Origin of the sequence: Bacillus sp. BK450 (genome assembly GCF_004364885.1) — a bacterium.
GTDB lineage: Bacteria > Bacillota > Bacilli > Bacillales > Bacillaceae > Bacillus > Bacillus safensis.
The window spans coordinates 1-18,499 of record NZ_SOBQ01000010.1; the positions used below are offsets into that span (position 1 = coordinate 1).

Sequence of the window (18,499 nt, forward strand, 5' to 3'; positions counted from 1 at the left end):
CGTTCGTCCTGAGCCAGGATCAAACTCTCCGAGGTATGCAGGATGCATATCACACATGCGTTGCTACACGATGTAGCGAACTTAGCATGTGATCATTTCCTGCCTCGCCAGTTTGACTGACTACCTATGAAGTATCATAGGATTTTTTTATAAAAAACTCGAATTAACAGGTACGTTTTGTCTTGTTTAGTTTTCAAAGAACTTGTTTACCGCTTCAGAAGCGACTAGAACATCTTATCACATCCAAGTTGTTAGTGTCAACAACTTTTTTGTTATTATGTTTTTTCGTTTCTTCGTCATCAGCGACGTATATTAATTTACCACCCTATCGAATCAAAGTCAATAATATTTTTCATTAAATAATAAACTTTTCAATAACGATTAAAGCTGCTACGCCCGGAATACCCAATAAACCACTAATTCCACTCGTTACAGGGTTAATAGAGACATGTAATCCTAGACTCTCGCCAAATAGGTTGAGGCAAAATAAAAAAAGAGCGCCTGCTATAAACTTCACTCCGATAAGCCCTAACCATTTGAATGGATTCGCCTGCCCACCTGACATAAACAACAATAGCACAGCTAGCAAAATTGACCCGATCACAATAACAGGTTCCATAATCCTCTCATCTCCTCTTCATATGAATAGTACAAGCATATGAGAGGACTATGTATAATAGACCTGCTATTTCCAGTTGTTTAAACGTAAATTCCTCTTTTTCGCTTCTCTCAGATAGAAAAAGTACTTTGCTTGAGCAAGCTTTAATTCGAATAGAATGTCCGGTGAAGGCTCAACGCTATTTGCGACAAGCTTTTTTTGTCTGTTCCATTCTTCCTTTTGCTTAAAAAGCTGTTGAATTAATTTCTCATCGAATTCTTTTCGAATTGATTTTCTGCGAAGAAAACCCATGTACCGTACTTCTCCTTCCTACATCTCACGTCTGCCTTCTAGAGCCTTAGACAGTGTAACTTCATCCGCATACTCTAAATCCCCGCCTACTGGAAGTCCGTGAGCAATGCGAGAGAGTTTAATTCCTGATGGTTTTAACAATCTGGAGATATACATGGCTGTTGCTTCTCCTTCAATGTTTGGATTGGTTGCAAGGATCACCTCTGTCACTTGATCGTCTTGCAATCTTTTTAATAGGTCAGGAATTTTAATATCCTCTGGGCCAATTCCGTCCATTGGCGAAATGGCACCATGAAGCACATGATATAAGCCGTTGTATTCTTTCATTTTTTCCATTGCGATTACATCTTTTGGATCCTGCACTACACAGATAACAGATTGATCTCTTCTTGTATCTTCACAAATATAGCAAGGATCTTGGTCTGTGATATGACCGCATACCGAACAATAAGTTAAATTACGCTTTGCATTTACAAGCGCCTTCGCAAAATCTAGTACGACATCTTCCTGCATACTAAGAACAAAAAAAGCCAGACGGACCGCAGTTTTCGGTCCGATTCCTGGCAATTTCATAAAGCTGTCAATCAGCTTTGATATTGGTTCAGGATATTGCATCTTCAGTTATTCCTCCTAGAATAAACCTGGCATGTTCATTCCTTTTGTGAATTGACCCATCGTTTCATTCGTTAGCTCATCGACTTTTTTCAATGCATCGTTTGTCGCAGCAAGTACAAGATCTTGAAGCATATCGATATCTTCTGGATCAACAACTTCTTCATTAATTGCTACATCAACGACTTCTTTTTGTCCATTTACTTTGACAGTGACCATACCGCCACCAGCTGTACCTTCAAGAACTTTTTCTGCAAGCTCTTCTTGAGCCTTCGCCATATCCTTTTGCATTTTTTGCATTTGTTTCATCATTTTTTGCATATTTCCCATTCCACCGCGCATATGAACACCACTCTCTTTCATTTTTATTAATCTTTAATTTCAATTAAATCAGTTCCTACTAATTTTTTTGCTTCCGCAATCAATGGATCCTCTTCAGTAGAAGTTCCCTGACCATCTGCTTGTTCATCCGGCTGATGATCTCTTAAAAATTCTTCTCTTATTTTACCCCATTGAGCGTCAGGAACGCCAACTAATTCCACTCTTTTTCCTAACATAGACTCTAGCAGTTGTTCAAGATTGGTCCGAACACCGCTTTTATCTTCAGCAACCATTTTACAATGTATTTCAAATTTGAATTTTAAAACAAAGGCATGCGAAGCAGCCGCAACTGGCTCACTGTCCGTTAATAACGCAGCGTGAGACACCTTATTCTGCTGTTTCAACTGGGCAAGGAGCTCTCCCCATTTGCCTTTAATTTTTTCTAACTCAGGCCGTTTCGCTTCTTTTAGAATCTCATGAATTCGGCCGACAGGAGCACGATAGCCATTTTTGTTACTCGTTTGTGGTCGAGGCGCTTCCTTTTTTTCTTGAGGGCTATGAGATGGAGACATTGGTACACCTTCGGCTCTTAGCCTCGATAGTTCCTGTTCCAGCCTGTTTATTTTATCTGTTAGCGCCGTTAAATCAGCGTCAGCATGGCCTTGTGTCAATCCTGCTGTTGACTGACACAGCTTTACAACAGCTACCTCAAAGAAAATCCTTGGATGATTTGTCCATTTCATTTCTTGGTGGCTTTTATTCAGGACTTCAATGGTTTCATACAGAAACTGAGGTGTCACACGATCTGACAGCGCCACGAAACTTTCGTCGACCTTTACCTTTTCAAGGACCCCCTCGAGATCTGGTGCCGTTTTATAAAGCAGCATATCTCTAAAGTAAAAAATCATATCCTCTATTAATTTAGCAGCATCTTTCCCCTGCTGGAGCAATTCATTTAATGTATCTAACGCTGTGGCAATATTTTGATCAAAAATTGCTTCAGCAAGCTGACTAATGAAATGCTGAGATACAGCACCTGTAATGAGCAGCGCATCATCAATTGTCAATTGTTCACCACTAAATGAGATCGCTTGATCCAAGAGACTTAGTGCATCACGCATACCGCCATCAGCTGCACTAGCAATAATCTCGAGCGAACCCTCCTGTACGTCAAGGCCTTCTGCATCTACAATTTTCTCCATTCTTCCAACAATATCTTTAGTCGTGATTCGTTTAAAATCAAATCGCTGACAACGAGATATGATGGTAAGAGGAATCTTATGGGGCTCTGTGGTAGCCAAAATAAAGATACAATGAGCAGGCGGTTCTTCCAGCGTTTTAAGGAGAGCATTAAATGCACCGATAGAGAGCATATGTACTTCATCTATAATATAAACCTTATATGTAACCGCCGAAGGAGCAAATTTCACTTTATCACGTATATCCCGGATTTCATCTACCCCGTTATTCGAGGCAGCATCTATTTCAATCACGTCTGAAATTGAACCGTTTGTAATCCCTTTACAGGCATCACATTCATTACACGGCTCGCTAACAGGTGACTTTTCACAGTTCACTGCCTTAGCAAAGATTTTGGCAGCACTTGTTTTACCTGTTCCTCTAGGACCTGAAAATAAGTAAGCATGAGAAAACTTTTTCTGCAAAAGGGCATTTTGCAACGTTTTTGTGATGTGTTCTTGTCCAACAACATCCTCAAAAACTTGAGGTCTGAACACTCGATATAAAGCTTGATAACTCACAAATACGCCCTCCTCCATTTATCATCCTTTTCATTATACATGATGCACCGATCAATTCAAAAGCACACCTTTATTTTCTAATATGCCAAAAAGATGATTTCAACTAGAGATTTTCTACTTTCTATGTATTAAAAACGTATTTTCTAGCTTTGTAAAAAGACCTGAAACCCTAAAACAGAACACCAGTTCTTTTTGCGGTTAGTGAAAAAAACAAATGGCTCCAAAAAGACTTTTTATCTATTTGTATAACCAAAGCAGTTAAGCTATTCTTGGAACAGCAACAAAAAACTCACCTAGTTAAACTAGATGAGTTACATTTAATATTGATTTACCGTGCACCTTCTGTCGATTCGCTACCCCAAGCGTTACTTAAACAGTTAGCTCGGCCCAGGCAACCCTGCGGCACATGAGAGGTTTCACTTAATGCTGCTTCCTTCCGGACCTGACATGGTTCATGAATTCCCATTGCGCAGGACCCAGGCGTCAACACCACTTATTTAAGGCAGACCTTGAAGTAAACGAACCTCGAGAAGGGATTCGGCCTCGCTAGAGCGGATTGCGAGTACAGGGCACCGCTACCTCCCCGCTTAGCACGGCAAAATAAATATTAAATTGTTAGTGACGCAGACATAAGTATACCTTCTTATAGCTCAAATTGCAAACGACATCCATTCATTTACTTTTGGCTTGTTTCTTTCGCTGACGGAGATTTCGGAAGAACTGACTTAACAGCTCACCACACTGATTTTCAAGTACACCACCGATGACCTCAGACTGATGATTGAACCGTTCATCATCCAGTAAATTCATTAAAGTACCTGCGCATCCACCTTTTGGATCGTATGCACCAAAAACGACCTTTTTCACTCTAGAGAGAACAATAGCACCCGCACACATTGGGCATGGCTCAAGCGTAACGTAAAGCACAGCATCTTCTAAACGCCAGCTCCCTGTCGCTTTACATGCTTCATCAATAGCAAGTAATTCTGCATGTGCAATCGAACGCTGCTCACTTTCCCTTAAATTATGAGCCCGGCTCACGATTTGATCATCAACAACAATGATCGCACCAATCGGCACTTCCCCTATTTGTTCTGCTTTTAAGGCTTCAGAAATGGCTTCTTGCATAAACTTTTCATCTTTCGTCATGGCATGGCTCTCTTTTCATGTTTTTTAAAAGGAAATTGAGGTTAACATATTATCACAATCTTTTAAAGGGGGTCTTATTTTGTCAAAGCAAAAAAAGGCGCTGCTTATTATCGACATGATTAACGATTTTGATTTTGAAATGGGACATGTGCTTGCAGAAAAAACAGAGCAAATGACCAATAAAATTTTAGCTCTTAAACAACATGCTTTCAAGGAAAATTGGCCAATCATTTATATCAACGATCACTACGGACTTTGGAAGGCTGATATCCAAGCTGTTTTGGAAACATGCAAAAACGAAAGAAGCGCTCCTATTTTAGAGAAAATGACACCATCAAAAGATAATTACTTCTTAATTAAACCTAAGCATTCTGCCTTCTACGGTACGCACTAGAGACACTCTTAAATGAATTAGGTGTTGAGGACATTATTCTAACTGGAATTGCCGGAAACATTTGCGTTTTGTTCACTGCAAATGACGCATACATGCGAGAATACAATCTAATTGTACCTAAAGATTGTATCGCTTCAAACGACGACAGAGATAACGACTACGCTTTAACGATGATGGAGAACGTTCTTCTAGCCAAAATCACTACCGCTAAGGAAATCACGAATGAAAATCAAACATGATTTAGCTATAACCCTCATAAATTGTTAGCAATAACAAAGGGGGCGTTGACTATTCAAATTTATGTTGTCAAAAGAGGAGATACTTTAAACGACATTGCTATGCGTTTTAAAACGACAGTCAATGAAATCATCCGTACTAACGAAATCGAAACACCAAATCAACTCGTCATTGGACAAACAATTGTCATTCCAATTAGAGGTCAATTTTATGAGGTCAAACAAAATGACACACTATATCAAATTGGTAGACGGTTTCAAATCTCAGTGGAAGAATTGGCACGCGTGAACAGAATTCGACCTGAAGCGATACTGCCTATTCGTTTCTTGCTCTATATTCCACAAAGACCGAAAAGGAACATTAATTCCAATGCTTATATTGAACCACGGGGAAATCAAGTCAGTGAAAACTTAAAGCAGGCAGCTAGAGAGGCCTCCCCATACTTAACCCATTTAGACGTCTTTAGTTTTCAAGCACAAAGAGATGGGACACTGCGAGAACCACCGATAGACCAACTACCCCAGATTGCCGCTCAGAACAGAACTGTATTAACCATGGTGGTGACAAATCTAGAGAATGAAAAATTCAGTGATGAACTTGGGCGTATTCTTTTAACTAACCAATCTGTCAAAACGGCATTTTTAAATGAAATTGTTCGAGTTGCCAAAAAGTATCAATTCAAGGAAATCCATTTTGATTTTGAATATTTACGCCCTGCTGATAAAGATGCTTATATTCAATTTTTAAGAGAAGCAACAGCCCGTTTCCATCAAGAAGGATGGACAATATCTGTTGCACTTGCACCAAAAACAAGTAGTCAGCAAAAGGGCAAATGGTATGAAGCCCATGACTATGAAGCGATCGGTAAGATTGTCGATCACGTTGTGTTGATGACCTATGAATGGGGATACAGCGGCGGCCCTCCACAAGCTGTCTCTCCAATTGGACCTGTCCGCCAAGTCATTGAATATGCATTAACTGTCATACCGGCCAATAAAATTGTAATGGGGCAGAATTTATACGGCTATGATTGGACACTTCCTTTCGTCCAGGGCGGTCCCATAGCCAAAGCCGTCAGTCCTCAACAAGCAATTGCACTTGCTAGAGAGCACAATGTCTCTATCTTATACGACGAAACAGCACAAGCACCCCATTTTCGTTATACAGATGCCGACAACAAAGAGCATGAGGTCTGGTTCGAAGACGCTAGATCAATTCAAGCAAAGTTCAACCTCATCAAAGAGCTAAATTTGAACGGCATTGCTTATTGGAAATTAGGTCTATCTTTCCCACAAAACTGGCTCTTATTATCAGATCAATTTAATATTGAAAAAAGAACGACATCGTAATCCATTCACTCTATCTATTAGAAGGGGTATGGTACAATATACATTGGTTTGACAACTTTAACTTTATAGATAGAGGAGAACGCCTATGTATCCTGCCCCTTTTATTGCAGTGGAAGGCCCGATTGGAGCCGGAAAAACAACTTTGGCTACAATGCTTGCGAAGGAATTTCAATTTCCTTTAGTAAAAGAGATTGTAGAAGAAAATCCATTCTTAGATAAATTTTATGAAGATATGGAACAATGGAGCTTTCAGCTTGAGATGTTCTTTTTATGCAATCGGTTCAAACAGTTAGAATCAATTGAAGAAAACTATGTGAATAAACAGCAACCAGTTGTCACTGATTATCACGTCTATAAAAATATGATATTTGCAGAAAGAACATTATCAAAAAAGCACATGGATAAATACAGAAAGATCTATCACCTGCTAACAGATGATCTTCCTAAACCAAATGCCATGATCTATATAAAAGCCAGCCTTCCCACCTTACTTGAAAGAATACAGATGAGAGGACGCTCTTTTGAAGAAGACATCGACCCAGCTTATTTAAAAACACTCATTGAAGATTACGAGCTGGCCATTGAACATTTAAAACAGACTGAGCCAGGGCTTCCTATCATTACAATTGAAGGAGATCACACAGACTTCGTTTCCTCACAGCAAGATTACCAGCAAATTGTACAGAACATAAAGGAGCAAGTGCTATGAACAATATCGAAATACCAAAAGACGCAGTCATCACAATTGCCGGGACTGTTGGTGTCGGCAAATCAACTATGACCAAAACAATAGCGGACAAGCTAGGGTTTCAAACCTCTCTTGAAAAAGTAGATGATAACCCATATTTAGAGCCTTTTTATTCAGATTTCCAAAGATGGAGCTTCCACTTACAGGTATATTTCCTAGCTGAGCGTTTTAAGGAGCAAAAGCGGATTTTTGAATCTGGCGGTGGATATGTACAAGATCGTTCCATTTATGAGGATACTGGCATTTTTGCAAAAATGCATGCGGACAAAGGTACGATGTCTGAGGTTGATTATGAAACGTATACAAGCCTATTTGAGGCGATGGTGATGACACCTTACTTCCCTCACCCTGATGTCCTCATCTATCTACACGGGGATTTAGATCATATTTTACATCGTATTGAGGAACGCGGCAGAGAGATGGAAACTCAAACTGACCGCGCTTATTGGGAAGAAATGTACACTCGATACACGGAATGGATCGAACAATTTGATTTATGCCCTGTGATTAAAATTAATATTGAAGATTACGACTTACTTCATGATGAAAGCTCACTTGATCCCATTCTTCATGAAATAGCTTCTGTTATTCAAAAAAATCGCTCTAAAACAAAATAAAAAAAACCGCTGCATTCGCGAAATGCAGCGGTTTGACAATTTCCAATTTTTATGCTTGCGTTCAATTCAACTAAGGTAAAAAATCAATATGGCGGAGGAAGAGGGATTCGAACCCCCGCGGGCTTTGACACCCCTGTCGGTTTTCAAGACCGATCCCTTCAGCCGGACTTGGGTATTCCTCCGTATCGACAAGAATTAATATACCATATCATTTTATTTGAAGTCAACATCTTTTCGAAAAAAATTTCAATATGTGATTTTGGCATGATGATTGCCTATAAAAAAGCAGCCATTGATGGCTGCTCCAGATTGTTGACAAAGGGCTAAAATGATTTTGATTTTAGCCCCTTTGTCTTCTTTTCAGCGTGATAGAAAACCTTTGCAGCCCTAGGAAGGGCGAGCACCGGAGCGGAGCGAATCTGACATTCGTGAGCACCGAAGCGCAGACCTGACAACGAATGCGAGGATTTGTCTACACGCTGAAGCAGCCATTGACGGCTGCTCTTGATCTATTTCGTATCCTGTCTAATTTCTTCAATAAACTGATTCATCTCTACTTTAAACTCATTTAATGACTCGATAATCTTCGTAAAGTCTGTCACTTGTTTGGCTTGTTCATTTGTTGAACTGCTGATTTGTGAGATGTTTTCAGACAAAGTGCCAATGCTGTCTTGGATTTCTTTTAAAAATGTATTAATGGTTTCAGCCGCTTCCTTCGAGCCATCTGATAATTTGCGAACTTCATCAGCAACGACAGCAAACCCTTTTCCGTTCTCGCCTGCTCTTGCGGCTTCAATTGCAGCGTTTAAACCGAGCAGATTTGTTTGTCTAGCGATCCCGCCAATGGTTTTGACGACTTCTTCAATATTCGCAGATTTCTCTTCCGCTCTTCCTGCCTGTTCGCTTATTTCTAAACTTGTGGCAGCCAGCTCTTGAGAATGTGCAGCAATTTGCTCAATTCCACCTTGGAGTTCTTTCGCTACTTTATTGATTTGCTCCATATAACCGCTTAATTTCTTTTCACGATGATGTGAAAATGCCACTAAAAAAGAGCCAATTACTTTTCTATCTTCATCAAAAATTGGGTAACCTTTTACAGCAATTTCATAACCATATAAATGCTCTGGTAAATGACCGTCATATTCTTGTCCTCTTAATGTCGTCGCCACATTTTGGTCTTCTGGGTTCAATGGGTCTCCAACTTTCATACCAAAATCTATTGTGTTAGACGGGTAATAACAAAGTATCTTCTCTGTATCTGTGATGCCGAAAAGAATACTTTCATCTAGTACCTTTCTAAGTAAATGAGCCATTTCAACATAATAGTCAAGCCTATTCAAGGTTATTCCTTCTTTCCTAGAAGCTTTTAATTTTTTTATCGGCTAAATTTAGGAAAACTGTAGGACTTTTGGTAAAAAGAAAAAGATTCCTTGACGGCACCTTATTTCATCACTTCTTTATTTCCCATATAAGGACGCAGTACTTCAGGAATGATCACTGTGCCGTCCTCTTGTTGATAGTTTTCTAAAATAGCCGCTACAGTTCTTCCTACCGCTAATCCAGATCCATTTAATGTGTGGACATGTTCTGGCTTCGCTTTAGGTTCTGGACGGAAACGAATGTTTGCACGTCTTGCTTGGAATGCTTCGAAGTTACTGCAAGAAGAAATTTCACGGTACGTATTCTGGCTCGGAATCCACACTTCGATATCGTATTTCTTCGCAGCTGTGAATCCTAAATCTCCCGTGCACATGCTCATGACACGGTATGGCAGGTTCAATAGCTGAAGAACTTTTTCTGCTTGATTTGTTAGTTTCTCTAATTCTTCATAAGAATCTTCTGGTCTGACAAATTTCACAAGCTCTACCTTGTTAAATTGATGCTGACGGATGAGTCCACGTGTATCTCTTCCAGCAGATCCAGCTTCTGATCTAAAGCAAGCACTGAATGCTGCATAGTTGATCGGCAGTTGTTCACCTTCAAGAATTTCGTCACGATGCATGTTCGTAATTGGCACTTCAGCTGTTGGAATGAGGAAGTAATCTTCTTCACGAATTTTAAAGGCATCCTCTTCGAATTTTGGAAGCTGCCCAGTTCCTGTCATACTTGCTCTGTTGACCATATAAGGTGGAAGCACTTCAGTAAAACCAAACTCATCCACATGTAAATCAAGCATAAAGTTATACAATGCGCGCTCTAAGCGTGCGCCAAGCCCTTTATAAAAAACGAAACGGCTTCCTGTCACTTTTCCTGCACGTTCAAAATCAAGGATTTTTAGCTCATCAGCTACGTCCCAATGTGGTTTTGGCTCAAATGAGAAGGCTGGCTGTTCGCCCCATTTTCTCACTTCCACGTTGTCGTCTTCTGTTTCACCAACGGGTACTGAGTCATGAGGGATATTTGGAATTGAGAACAGGATGTGCTGCAAGCTTTCTTCTACTGTTCTTAGCTCATCATCCAGCTTCTTGATCTCATCTCCTACCTCACGCATTTCTTGAATAATGTGATCGGCGTCTTTCTTTTCTCTTTTTAGAACGGCCACTTGCTGTGATACTTCATTTCTTCGGCTCTTTAATTCTTCTGTTTTCCCGATTAATTCTCTTCTTTTTTGATCTAGCTCACCAAACTTATCAAAATCCGCTAAATCTTCGCCTCGGTGTGCTAATTTTTCTTTGATTTGATCAAAGTCCGTGCGCAGTTGTTTAATATCAAGCATGTGTAACACTCCTTTTTTTATCGAAAAATAAAAAGAGCCCTCATCCCATGAAAGGGACGAGAGCTCTCGCGTTGCCACCCTGATTGAAAACATGCAGAAGCATGCTTTCCTCTTTCCTCTGTAACGGTATCACCGTAAATGCTTACTTCTCGTGTTTCAGCATTTCGCTCAAGGATGGATTCAGAATGCATCTTTCACCGATTCTCACCAACCATCGGCTCTCTGAGAAAGAGGGGCTTCTTACTATTTCCCGTCAACGCTTTTTCGATCTTTGATTGTGATTTTAATGTACTATAAGTTTTATCTCTTTTCAACCGTTTTATACAGCAAGCTTCGTTTTGTAGGACTTCACCATGTCTACAAACAGCTGTGTTAACCGGTGATCGTCTGTCAGCTCTGGATGAAAAGAGCAGCCTAAGATATTGTTTTCTTTCGCCATCACAATCCTGCCATCATATTCAGCCATGATTTCTACGTCATTATCTGCGCTGATGATATGAGGCGCACGGATGAATACCCCTGTAAACGGCGCATCCAGTCCTTTTACTTTTAAATCTGCTTCAAAACTGTCTACCTGTCTGCCAAAAGAGTTCCGTGCAACAGATACATTTAACAGGCCAAGATGAGCATCTTCTCGATCTTCGATATGCTTAGCCAGCATAATCAAACCGGCACATGTCCCGAAAATCGGTTTCCCTTGAGCAGCGAACGCTTTGATCGGTTCAATGAATTGGTACGTATCCATAAGTCTCCTCATCGTCGTACTTTCTCCACCAGGGATAATCAAACCGTCAACGGATTCTAGCTCTTCTACGCGTTTGATGATCTTTCCTTCTGCGCCGCAGGCTTCAATCGATTGAATATGCTCTCTCACCGCTCCTTGAAGCCCAAGTACACCAATTGTCAGCATGTTCGTTTGCGCTCCCTTAATTACCAGCCACGCTCTTGCATACGTTCTTCTGGCAGTAGATTTGAAATTTCAATTCCTTTCATAGCTGTTCCAAGCTCTTTTGAAAGGTCTGCAATGAGACGGTAATCAGTGTAATGAGTCGTTGCTTCAACAATCGCTTTTGCAAATTTAGCTGGATTGTCTGATTTGAAAATACCAGACCCGACAAATACACCGTCTGCTCCAAGCTGCATCATTAATGCAGCATCTGCTGGTGTCGCAACGCCTCCTGCTGCAAAGTTCACAACTGGCAGCTTGCCGTCTCTTTTGATTTGCAGCAATAATTCATAAGGCGCGCCAAGATTCTTGGCTTCTGTCATCAGTTCATCTTCACTCATAGCCGATACTTTACGAATCTGAGCATTGACCTTTCTCATATGACGCACAGCTTCTACGATGTTGCCTGTCCCAGGTTCTCCTTTTGTACGAAGCATAGAAGCGCCTTCTGCGATACGGCGGGTTGCCTCACCTAAATCGCGGCATCCACAGACAAAAGGTACTGTGTATTCATTTTTATTTAAATGGAATTCCTCATCTGCGGGCGTCAGCACTTCACTCTCATCGATATAATCAACACCAAGTGCTTCAAGAACACGAGCCTCGACGATGTGGCCGATACGTGCTTTTGCCATGACTGGAATCGTTACTGCATTTTGTACTTCCTCTACGATTCTTGGGTCTGCCATACGGGCAACACCGCCTGCTGCACGGATATCAGCTGGTACTCGTTCTAGTGCCATGACTGCCACCGCACCTGCTTCTTCTGCAATTTTTGCCTGCTCCGCATTGACGACATCCATAATGACGCCACCCTTTTGCATTTCTGCCATTCCACGTTTCACTCGTTCAGTTCCCTTATTGCTCACAATAGTTTCCTCCCATTTGTCTATTCGATTCATTCAACATCTTTATCATACAAGCGAGGAAGTATAACAATAAAGACAATAGTATAACAATTCAACCAGCGGATAAAAAAGAATAAACCCTTGTATATAAAGGATTTCCAACTAAAAACATGTCGTTTTCTCTTTCAAGTGTGATTTACATGCTATAATACAACTATAACAATTAAAAATCATGTATAACAATGTTGCATTCTATGGAGGGGTTTCATGCATATTGATATCCATCGGCACTCTGATACATCTCTTTCAAATCAAATTTACTTTTCAATCATCGATCACATTCAATCGGGTTTGCTTCAGCAAGGAGAAAAGCTGCCAACTGTCCGTGATTTAGCTAAGCAGCTCAATGTGAGTCTTGTCACGGCAGCTAAGGCATATACCCGATTAAAGGACGATGGATATTTAACGACAGTGCAAGGTAAAGGAACTTTTGTGGATGAGCAGCAAGAGCAGGCAGAGACCCCGGTTCCATCATCTACTTCTTTCGATTGGCAGTTGTCGATTCCAGATTATTTACCACGGTCTCAATTCGCCCAGTATCACTATGTCGAAGAAGCCATTAACCTTTCTTCCTCTATGATCGATCCAGGTCTTTTGCCAAACCGGTATTTAGAAAAAGAAATGCAGCATGTGCTAGCCAGACATCCTCAAATCATGTCGAAATATGGTGAAATACAAGGTGATCTTCAGCTGCGACAAGTCATTCAGTCCTTTTTAGAAAAGTTGGATGTGCCGTCTACCCCTGAAAATATCCTTGTAACAAGTGGTTCTCAGCAAGGGCTTGATTTGGTGGCACGTACGTTTATTGGGCCGGATGATGTGGTTGTCATGGAAGCACCGACCTATCCCGGGGCCATTGATGTCTTTATGGGCAGAGGAGCAAGAATCATTACCGTCCCTGTCGATCATGAAGGGATGAACATGAAGCAGCTTCAAAGCATTTGTGATAAATATAAACCGAAGCTGATCTATACGATTCCTACTTTCCACAGTCCGACAGGGGCCAGTATGTCGATGAAACGCAGAAAACAGCTTCTCTTACTGGCTCAAAGCATAGATTGTCTCATTGTAGAAGATGACCCATATCGTGAGCTTTATTTTGAAAAGAAACCGCCAGCACCTATTAAAAGCTTGGATCATGATGGACACGTCATTTATTTACGAGGATTAAGTAAAACACTGGCTCCAGGATGCAGAATAGGGATTATCACCGCGTCAGGCTCGATATTTAACCGTTTATTAGCTGCAAAGGCTAATAATGACTTAGGCAGCCCTCTCCTCACACAAAAGGCCATATTGCCGTTTCTGACATCGAAGAAAATGATTGATCATACGAAGAAGCTAAGAACCGCCTTGAAGGTGAGACGCGATTTGATGATGGATGTGTTAACGAAGCACGCACCGAAAGATGTAATGTGGCAAATTCCACAGGGCGGGCTCAATTTATGGCTCAGTTTTCCTTCCTGGGTCGATACACGAGCACTTTTACATGAAGCACGTAAGCAGCAAATTACTTTTCTGCCTGGCTCTGTCTGCTATCCTGGAGAGCCAAAACAGAATTATATCCGCCTCAGCTTTTCCTATGTGAATGAAAAAGCACTGACCGAGGGCGTGGAAAAGTTATGTGGTATTTTTCAGCAAGCCTTGTCCACTCCTCAAAATCAGAAGCAATCGCTCTTCTTTTAACGATAAAAAAAACTGCTCTCATGTATAGAGAGCAGTTTTTTTATTAGAACCAGCCTTTTACTGTGTCAACGATTCCGCCCCAAATGCCAGCGAAGAATCCACCTACACCGCGCATTGCAAGGATGAACCAGTTTGCTTTTTCATCGCTTGTTTTCGTCACAAGCTCAACACCTGATTGGTCTTTATTTAAATAGCCGTAGTCCTTCTCATCACCAGAATAAGAAGTCGTCAGCATGCCAACCTTCGTTCCTTTTTTAATAGGAGCTTCTAGGTTCTTTTTTTCCATATTTACTTTTGCTTTATAGCTCTTTTCGTCACCATTTTTTACTGGCACAGAAAATGCTTCTTTCGTCACAACAGGTACTTCTTTATCTTTGCCTTTATCCACTTCGATGTTTTCATGTCCTTTAATTTGTTGGCCTTTTTTGTACATTTCTTTCATCGTGAAGTTTTTAAACGCATAGTCGAACAGTTTTTTTGCCACGTCGAAACGTGCTGTATGAAGATTACCTTTTGCATTCAAGATAACTGCGATGACACGCATGTCCCCTTGTTTTGCTGTACCTGTGAAGCTAGAACCGGCTGAATCTGTAGATCCTGTTTTCAGACCGTCAACACCTTTATATTCCTTCACAAGTCCTTTAAGCATGAAGTTCCAGTTAGGCATGTCCATTTCATCGTCTGTGCCTTCTCTGAACTTTGTTTTCGCAATACTTGCTGTTTCAAGAATTTCTGGATGGTCTTTGATGAGATGCTGTGCAAGCAAAGCCATATCTTTTGCAGATACTTCACTTTCTTCATCAGGACCTGTACCTTTTGGCTGTTGGCCATGTAAGTCTTTATTTTCCAGACCAGTTGCATTCACGAATTTGTAGTTTGTTAAACCAAGTTCTTTTGCTTTTGCGTTCATTTTTTCAACAAACTTCGATTCTGATCCAGCGATCACTTCTGCTAAACCAATCGCTGCTGCATTTGCCGAATAAATAGCCGTTGCTTGATAAAGTTCTTTTACTGTATACGAACCATCTTTTCTCAAAGGAACGTTGGATAAGCTGCGGTCCTGAGAAATTTCGTATACATAATCATCTGGCGTATACTTTTGATCCCATTTCACTTTTCCTTCAGCAATTGCCTCTAGTAATAGATACTCTGTCATCATTTTTGCCATACTTGCAATAGGCAGTCTTTGATCTGCGTTTTTACTATAAAGAATTTTACCTGTAGAAGCTTCAATAAGGATCGCTGCTTTCGCATTCACACTGAATGGATCTTCAGCAGCTTTTGCTTTGGACATTGGTGTAAATGCTGTAACAATCAATGCCAATGCAAGGATAGAGACCATAAGCTGTTTCAACATCTTGCTGTTCAATCGTCATACCTCCGTATTCATCTTTTTTCGACGTTTTTCATATATATGTAATCCACAAGGGCTTATCTCAACACAACAGTATAAATTTTATCACAATAAAGACAAAAAAAATAGACAGAGTCTTAGACCCTGTCAAATGTAATTTGATTGTCACAATTTATCAAGAAATTGTGTAGTTTGGTGATTCTTTTGTAATTTGTACGTCATGTGGATGACTCTCACGAAGTCCTGCACCCGTCATACGAATGAACTGTGCTTCTTCTCTAAGAGTGCGTAAATCCTGTGTTCCACAATAACCCATACCAGAACGAATACCGCCAACTAGTTGATACACTGTATCAACGACTGGCCCTTTGTATGGTGTACGGCCTTCAATACCTTCAGGAACGAATTTTTTATTATCTTCTTGGAAGTAACGATCTTTACTTCCTTTTTCCATTGCAGCGACAGAACCCATACCACGATAAACTTTGAATCGTCTACCTTGGAAAATTTCTGTTTCTCCTGGGCTTTCAGATGTACCAGCTAGAAGGCTTCCCAGCATAACAGCATGTCCGCCAGATGCTAATGCTTTCACGATATCACCTGAATATTTAATTCCACCATCTGCAATAATAGCTTTACCATGTTTTCTTGCTTCTGTTGCACAGTCATAGATCGCTGTGATTTGTGGTACACCGACACCTGCAACAACACGTGTTGTACAAATAGATCCTGGTCCGATACCGACTTTTACAATATCTGCTCCTGCTTCAAACAATGCTTTTGTTGCTTCGGCTGTTGCAACATTACCAGCAATGATGTTAAGAGAAGGATACGTTTCACGGATTTTCGATACAGTGTTTAGAACACCTTGAGAATGACCGTGTGCTGTATCAATGACAATGACATCCACATTGGCTTCGACTAATTTTTTCACACGTGTCATTGTATCGCCAGTGACACCAACAGCGGCACCAACAATTAAACGGCCATGTGCATCTTTAGAGGAGTTAGGGAATTCAATCACTTTTTCAATATCTTTGATTGTGATAAGACCTTTTAACGTTCCTTCGTCATCTAAAAGAGGTAATTTTTCAATCTTGTACTGCTGTAGGATTTTTTCAGCTTCTTCTAATGTTGTACCAACAGAAGCTGTCACAAGTTCCTCTTTTGTCATCACGTCGCTAATCTTCATTGAATAATCCGAAATAAAACGAAGGTCACGGTTCGTAATAATACCAACAAGCTTTTGGTCTTGTTCGTTGTTCACAATCGGCACACCTGAAATACGGTATTTACCCATTAAATGCTCTGCATCAAATACTTGATGCTCTGGTGTTAAGAAGAATGGATTTGTAATAACGCCGCGCTCTGAGCGTTTTACTTTATCTACCTGCTCTGCTTGCTGTTCAATGGACATGTTCTTATGAATAATACCAAGACCACCTTGACGTGCCATTGCAATCGCCATTTGTGATTCCGTCACTGTGTCCATTCCCGCACTGATAATTGGAATGTTAAGCTTTAATGTGCTTGTTAGCTCCACTGATAAATTGACATCACGCGGAAGTACTTCAGACTTTGCTGGAACAAGCAAAACATCGTCAAACGTCAAACCTTCTTTTGAAAATTTACTTTCCCACATTAGTAAATCCCCCTCTTTTCGGCAAAATATTATATGTAGATTATCAACTAGCAAACAGCATGTCAAGGAAGCAACAAACAGTTGCAATTTTTAGAAAATATAAAGAGAGTTGAGGAAGAAGATGAAAAGTTCAGGATGGAAGGATTTAAAACGTTTTTACTCGCTCGAAACCTCCCAAAAGTTTCTATTTCAACAATATGAGAAACGGAACATTCAAGATGCAAACCAGCAAGCCTATAAAAACTGTGAACGATTTATTTACTTTCTAAAACATGGCCACACGTTTTATGAACAGGCTGAGATCGCGCCTCTAGAACTTAAACCCATTTTATTGTTTTATGGAATGGCACAGCTGCTAAAAGCATGTTTGCTGACAGTGGACCCTCATTATCCTTCTCAAACCTCTGTTTTAGCTCATGGCGTAACATCGAGAAAGAGGAAGAAACAGCATTACCGTTTTAGTGAAGATGAGGTGAAAATCCAAAGAAATGGGCTATGTATGCATGTGTTAAAGCATCTATTTCAATTAAATGGTCTTGAAGATGAGCGATTTACGATGATCCATCTCCTGTCTAAAATACCTGAAATGAGTCATATTCTGGAGTTTCAAAAGCAGCCCTCGACTTTAGTTAAAGTAGAAAAGGCTAATGGAATGATGATTCAAGATCATATTCCATTACTTTATAACATGTCTGCTGAACGCTTTATTGAATACTTTGAGTTTCATACAAGCTGGAAACTCAAACAGAGAGAGGCTAAAAAACTGACGTTTGATGTATTTCTTGAAGAAAACCCAGCACTTGCTACTCATCTTCATTATGATTTAGAAATGGATCAATGGTTTATACCGTCAACACGAGATGCTTTTCTAGGGATTCCTGAGATCATCAGCCATTACTTATTGATGTATAACCTTAGTATGATTGCCCGCTACGAAACAGAATGGTGGTACGAGCTGCTGTCTCAATACATTAGCGATGATTACGTCATGATTGAACGCTACATGGAGATTGCAGAAGAGAAGTTCCCAGCTTACATCATGATGCTGTTAGAAGAAAAAACAAAAAAGACCAGTTCCGACTGGAACTGATCTTTATAGAAGCTTGGCGGCGTCCTACTCTCACAGGGGGAAACCCCCAACTACCATCGG

The 18,499-nt window shown here is 40.5% G+C and carries 16 protein-coding genes, 1 tRNA gene, 1 other RNA gene, 2 pseudogenes and 1 other annotated feature; of the genes and pseudogenes, 6 read left to right on the plus strand and 14 right to left on the minus strand.

All coding sequences use genetic code 11. The features are described from left to right. Positions 1-355: 355 nt before the first annotated feature. From EV579_RS18640 to tadA, 7 genes are all read right to left on the minus strand, one after another. On the minus strand, positions 356-619 hold the full coding sequence (locus EV579_RS18640) for a pro-sigmaK processing inhibitor BofA family protein (RefSeq protein WP_133745002.1): 264 nt from the start codon (positions 617-619) through the stop codon (positions 356-358). 66 nt (positions 620-685) lie between these two features. Then, positions 686-910, minus strand: a complete 225-nt coding sequence (locus tag EV579_RS18645; RefSeq protein WP_024425764.1) for a YaaL family protein — start codon at positions 908-910, stop codon at positions 686-688. Positions 911-928: 18 nt separating this feature from the next. After that, positions 929-1,525 (minus strand): recombination protein RecR, encoded by a 597-nt coding sequence (gene recR / locus EV579_RS18650; protein ID WP_003218094.1) that lies wholly within the window; start codon positions 1,523-1,525, stop codon positions 929-931. Between the two features lie 15 nt (positions 1,526-1,540). Then, the gene (locus EV579_RS18655) at positions 1,541-1,864 is read right to left on the minus strand and encodes a YbaB/EbfC family nucleoid-associated protein (protein ID WP_008342011.1); all 324 of its coding nucleotides are present in this window, start codon (positions 1,862-1,864) and stop codon (positions 1,541-1,543) included. 26 nt (positions 1,865-1,890) lie between these two features. Next, the gene (gene dnaX / locus EV579_RS18660; protein ID WP_041106245.1) at positions 1,891-3,603 is read right to left on the minus strand and encodes a DNA polymerase III subunit gamma/tau; all 1,713 of its coding nucleotides are present in this window, start codon (positions 3,601-3,603) and stop codon (positions 1,891-1,893) included. A 331-nt stretch (positions 3,604-3,934) separates the two neighbouring features. After that, an RNA gene (gene ffs / locus EV579_RS18665) (signal recognition particle sRNA large type) lies at positions 3,935-4,199 on the minus strand. 76 nt (positions 4,200-4,275) lie between these two features. Further along, positions 4,276-4,752, minus strand: coding sequence for a tRNA adenosine(34) deaminase TadA (gene tadA / locus EV579_RS18670; RefSeq protein ID WP_024426741.1), 477 nt, complete (start codon positions 4,750-4,752; stop codon positions 4,276-4,278). Between the two features lie 79 nt (positions 4,753-4,831). On the opposite strand from tadA, the pseudogene EV579_RS18675 reads away from it, so the two are divergent. The 4 genes and pseudogenes from EV579_RS18675 (at position 4,832) to EV579_RS18690 (ending at position 8,097) form a co-directional block, all read left to right on the plus strand. After that, positions 4,832-5,385, plus strand: a pseudogene (locus tag EV579_RS18675) (cysteine hydrolase family protein). A 99-nt stretch (positions 5,386-5,484) separates the two neighbouring features. Further along, complete coding sequence (locus EV579_RS18680) at positions 5,485-6,732, plus strand: glycoside hydrolase family 18 protein (protein ID WP_243837445.1); 1,248 nt, start codon at positions 5,485-5,487, stop codon at positions 6,730-6,732. Between the two features lie 85 nt (positions 6,733-6,817). Continuing rightward, complete coding sequence (locus tag EV579_RS18685) at positions 6,818-7,441, plus strand: deoxynucleoside kinase (protein ID WP_024425759.1); 624 nt, start codon at positions 6,818-6,820, stop codon at positions 7,439-7,441. Next, positions 7,438-8,097: a deoxynucleoside kinase gene (locus EV579_RS18690; RefSeq protein WP_003218104.1), complete on the plus strand. Its 660-nt coding sequence runs from the start codon at positions 7,438-7,440 to the stop codon at positions 8,095-8,097. The genes EV579_RS18685 and EV579_RS18690 overlap by 4 nt, the downstream gene beginning before the upstream one ends. Before the next feature lie 89 nt (positions 8,098-8,186). Here EV579_RS18690 and EV579_RS18695 read toward each other — a convergent pair. The 5 genes and pseudogenes from EV579_RS18695 to pdxS form a co-directional block, all read right to left on the minus strand. Beyond that, positions 8,187-8,279, minus strand: a tRNA-Ser gene (locus EV579_RS18695). Positions 8,280-8,606: 327 nt separating this feature from the next. After that, positions 8,607-8,942 (minus strand): annotated as a pseudogene (locus tag EV579_RS19445) (methyl-accepting chemotaxis protein); the annotation flags it as partial. A gap of 596 nt (positions 8,943-9,538) precedes the next feature. After that, on the minus strand, positions 9,539-10,813 hold the full coding sequence (gene serS / locus EV579_RS18710; protein WP_024426746.1) for a serine--tRNA ligase: 1,275 nt from the start codon (positions 10,811-10,813) through the stop codon (positions 9,539-9,541). 49 nt (positions 10,814-10,862) lie between these two features. Continuing rightward, positions 10,863-11,079: a binding site (T-box leader), on the minus strand. A gap of 53 nt (positions 11,080-11,132) precedes the next feature. Further along, a complete protein-coding gene (gene pdxT, locus EV579_RS18715; RefSeq protein WP_024426747.1) occupies positions 11,133-11,723 on the minus strand; it encodes a pyridoxal 5'-phosphate synthase glutaminase subunit PdxT in 591 nt (196 codons plus the stop codon). 20 nt (positions 11,724-11,743) lie between these two features. Beyond that, positions 11,744-12,628 carry a pyridoxal 5'-phosphate synthase lyase subunit PdxS gene (pdxS, locus tag EV579_RS18720; protein WP_024425756.1) on the minus strand — a complete coding sequence of 295 codons (885 nt, stop codon included), beginning with the start codon at positions 12,626-12,628 and terminating at the stop codon, positions 11,744-11,746. Positions 12,629-12,874: 246 nt separating this feature from the next. On the opposite strand from pdxS, the gene pdxR reads away from it, so the two are divergent. Then, on the plus strand, positions 12,875-14,353 hold the full coding sequence (gene pdxR / locus EV579_RS18725; RefSeq protein ID WP_133745004.1) for a MocR-like pyridoxine biosynthesis transcription factor PdxR: 1,479 nt from the start codon (positions 12,875-12,877) through the stop codon (positions 14,351-14,353). Positions 14,354-14,396: 43 nt separating this feature from the next. Here pdxR and EV579_RS18730 read toward each other — a convergent pair whose 3' ends face one another. Both EV579_RS18730 and guaB read right to left on the minus strand, forming a co-directional pair. Further along, on the minus strand, positions 14,397-15,722 hold the full coding sequence (locus tag EV579_RS18730; RefSeq protein WP_133745005.1) for a D-alanyl-D-alanine carboxypeptidase family protein: 1,326 nt from the start codon (positions 15,720-15,722) through the stop codon (positions 14,397-14,399). 160 nt (positions 15,723-15,882) lie between these two features. Continuing rightward, the gene (gene guaB, locus EV579_RS18735) at positions 15,883-17,349 is read right to left on the minus strand and encodes an IMP dehydrogenase (protein WP_041106261.1); all 1,467 of its coding nucleotides are present in this window, start codon (positions 17,347-17,349) and stop codon (positions 15,883-15,885) included. A 121-nt stretch (positions 17,350-17,470) separates the two neighbouring features. Between guaB and EV579_RS18740 the strand changes: the two genes are divergently transcribed. Beyond that, positions 17,471-18,439: a YaaC family protein gene (locus EV579_RS18740; protein ID WP_133745006.1), complete on the plus strand. Its 969-nt coding sequence runs from the start codon at positions 17,471-17,473 to the stop codon at positions 18,437-18,439. Positions 18,440-18,499: the final 60 nt, after the last annotated feature.